This window comes from Aurantimonas sp. A2-1-M11, assembly GCF_036549475.1.
GTDB lineage: Bacteria > Pseudomonadota > Alphaproteobacteria > Rhizobiales > Rhizobiaceae > Aurantimonas.
Window position 1 is genome coordinate 1 of record NZ_JAZHLI010000158.1, and the last position, 2,820, is coordinate 2,820.

Annotated in this window: 2 protein-coding genes and 3 pseudogenes; 3 read left to right on the forward strand and 2 right to left on the reverse strand. The window is 60.5% G+C overall.

Going from position 1 to position 2,820, the window contains the following annotated elements; translation table 11 throughout:
• Positions 1-54 precede the first annotated feature (54 nt).
• On the forward strand, positions 55-135 hold the full coding sequence (locus VQ042_RS26245) for a hypothetical protein (RefSeq protein ID WP_442880238.1): 81 nt from the start codon (positions 55-57) through the stop codon (positions 133-135).
• Positions 136-192: 57 nt separating this feature from the next.
• The gene (locus tag VQ042_RS26250; RefSeq protein ID WP_442880239.1) at positions 193-858 is read left to right on the forward strand and encodes an IS630 family transposase; all 666 of its coding nucleotides are present in this window, start codon (positions 193-195) and stop codon (positions 856-858) included.
• A gap of 886 nt (positions 859-1,744) precedes the next feature.
• Here the strand turns inward: VQ042_RS26250 and VQ042_RS26255 are convergent.
• A pseudogene (locus VQ042_RS26255) lies at positions 1,745-1,918 on the reverse strand (DUF1153 domain-containing protein); the annotation flags it as partial.
• Between the two features lie 199 nt (positions 1,919-2,117).
• On the opposite strand from VQ042_RS26255, the pseudogene VQ042_RS25155 reads away from it, so the two are divergent.
• A pseudogene (locus VQ042_RS25155) lies at positions 2,118-2,612 on the forward strand (IS5/IS1182 family transposase); the annotation flags it as partial.
• Positions 2,613-2,632: 20 nt separating this feature from the next.
• Here the strand turns inward: VQ042_RS25155 and VQ042_RS26260 are convergent.
• Positions 2,633-2,820, reverse strand: a pseudogene (locus VQ042_RS26260) (ISAzo13-like element transposase-related protein); the annotation flags it as partial.

The following is a 2,820-nucleotide window of genomic DNA, read 5'->3' on the forward strand; positions in this document are numbered from 1 at the left end:
TGGATCGAGGCGCGGTTCGACAAGCGTGTTCATCCCGCCAGCCTGTCGCGCATCCTGCGCCGTAACGGCTTTTCGCGCCAGAAAGCCCGGCCGACCCACCCTCAGAGCGATCCCGGGGCGCCAGGCGCGCTTTAAAAAAAAGGGCTCGCCGAGGCCCTGAAAGCGGCAAACGTCGACCACCCCGACAAGCGGATTGCGCTCTGGTATCAAGACGAAGCACGGGTTGGCCAGAAAGGCCGCCTCTGCCACCGCTGGTGGACCCGCGGCAAGCGACCACCCGGGCTTTGCGACCAGCGCTTCGACTGGACCTACATCTTCGGCGCCGTCGAACCCTCCACCGGCCAGTCCTTCGCCCTGGTCCTGCCCTATGCCGACAAGGCGATGATGAACCTCTACCTCGCCGAGTTCGCCCACACCATTCCGGACGACGTCCATCCCGTCATGGTTCTCGACGGCGCCGGATGGCACGGCGAAAAGGCCCTCGACGTACCGGCGAACATCACCCTCGTCGCGCTTCCGCCCTACAGTCCCCAACTCAACCCGGTCGAGCGGCTCTGGCTCTATCTGCGCGAGACCTCCCTCAGCCTCTGCGTCTTCCGCGACAGGCAAGCCATCATCGACGCNCAGTCCCCAACTCAACCCGGTCGAGCGGCTCTGGCTCTATCTGCGCGAGACCTCCCTCAGCCTGTGCGTCTTCCGCGACAGGCAAGCCATCATCGACGCATGCTGCGATGCCTGGAACCGCGCCACCAGAGATCCGAGCCGCATCCAATCCCTCTGCAACTATCCCTATATCAAAGCGGTCAGTTCATGAGCGGGTCGGTATCAGTGCTATTTCACCCGAAACATTGGGTTTGATCCGGCGCCTGGAAGCGATGCCAGAATTGTCGCGGCGATCATCAATCATGGCGATTGATCGCATCATAGATGCCATCGAGAGCGCGAACCCGGAACGGGACCTGGCATAATCCTCGAACGCCCGTGCATCTGGTTGCGATTGCTACCGGCTTCCTCGTTGTGGTCATCCCCACCGAGCGGTCCGGACGATCCTGATGAAAACAAAAAGCCCGGCCGCTCCAATTAGTCTAATGAACGACCGGGCCCCTCTCACGCACTCACGATGCGCGCCTGCTATGCTATCGTCNCGTTGTGGTCATCCCCACCGAGCGGTCCGGACGATCCTGATGAAAACAAAAAGCCCGGCCGCTCCAATTAGTCTAATGAACGACCGGGCCCCTCTCACGCACTCACGATGCGCGCCTGCTATGCTATCGTCAGGTGATGGATGCAGCAATGCGAGCGCATTCTCTCCGCCAGGTGCGGCGAGCCCCGATACGAGCATCGGGGCTCCGTGGATGGTTCGATACCCATCAAACGGTAACCAGTTGCCGACTGATCGCATTCAGAAACAAAGGCTGTACGCTGCGCAGGCGGATCCGGGCTTTGTTGAAACGAACTGGGGGGTAGAGTCCCAGGCGCCCACCCGGATCCGCACGGGCGTGATCGCGTCGCTTCAGCCACGCCGCCACACTGTTCATAAGGTTTGAGACTTTTCTGCGCCCGCCCCCGCTCTGAGTGCATGGCGACTTCTGCCGCCCCTGCCGGCCTCGCGCAGTCGCCGGAGCCAAGCCGTCCTAGCTTACAACGCGAGGTTGCCAAGGTTCGCCGCCTCGGGCTTTTGTCGCCGCTGCGGCCTTCGGAACGTAATGCGCTATTCGTCATGTCGGCCGACGGTGGCCCATACTCAACCGCGAATAGACGTGAGATAGTCCTTGGTGCGCGTGGTCTGAAGACCCGCCATCCCAAACTGATGCTCGAGCCTCTCCCAAGCGAGAAACTCCGCTCGCGAGATGCGATACTTTTCACACGCCATCTCGGTAGTTAGATCCCCCCGGGCCACAGCATCAATGACTTGAGCCTTTCGACGAGGCGTCTATCTTTTAACGTCCGTTGAAGGCAAATCCTCACGCATGGCAGGTCACCTTGGATAAGATCAACGTCCCACAAATTATAATTGAATGCGGCTGTATTTTGACGTTGGCAGTTCCTCTTCAAAGAATTATGCCAAGCTTAACAATGTATGTCGTTCGGTCGGCGTGCTCTATAGTCCCGCCACAGCCTCGCGCGCGATCGCAACCACCAACCGGGAAGGCCTCGTGCTGGCCGCCAAATCCTTCGAGGGCAATCCGTATGATGGCCACACGCTCGCAGCAACCGTCGACCAGGCGGTGGAGATCGGCGGCGTTAATCCAGCCCGCATCTACGTCGACAAGGGCTATCGCGGTCAGGACGATGCCGGCTCTGACTCGGTGATGATTGCCGGGAGAAAACGCGGCCTGACCGCGCCGATGAAACGGGAGCTGAAGCGACGATCGGCCATCGAGGCTACCATTGGGCACATGAAGACCTATGGGCGACTGGACCGCAACTTCCTCCCCGGCCATGCTGGCGACGCCATCAACGCGCGCCTCGTGGCCGTCGCCCACAATCTGCGCCTCGTTCTCCCCGTCCTCGCGGTTTGGCTTTTCTGGTCCCTGCAAGCAGTCCAGCCGAAAACGGCAAAACGCGATACGTTCGAACGTCGTCCCGGGTGTGTCGCGTCAATGGCTTAGGATATCCGCATCGATAACTGCTACTCTTCCGGCTGTCTTGGCTTGATCGTGTAGTTCCATTCGGGATGGAAGGCGTCGCCGGTGATGTCGAGGCGGGGCGAACTCGGCATCGGAAACTTTGAGACCCTTCTCGTAGATGCGCGTATCGAGCGCACACTCGACTTTGAGGCCGGTCCTGGTTGTCGTTGCGCCGATCAGTTCGACCACG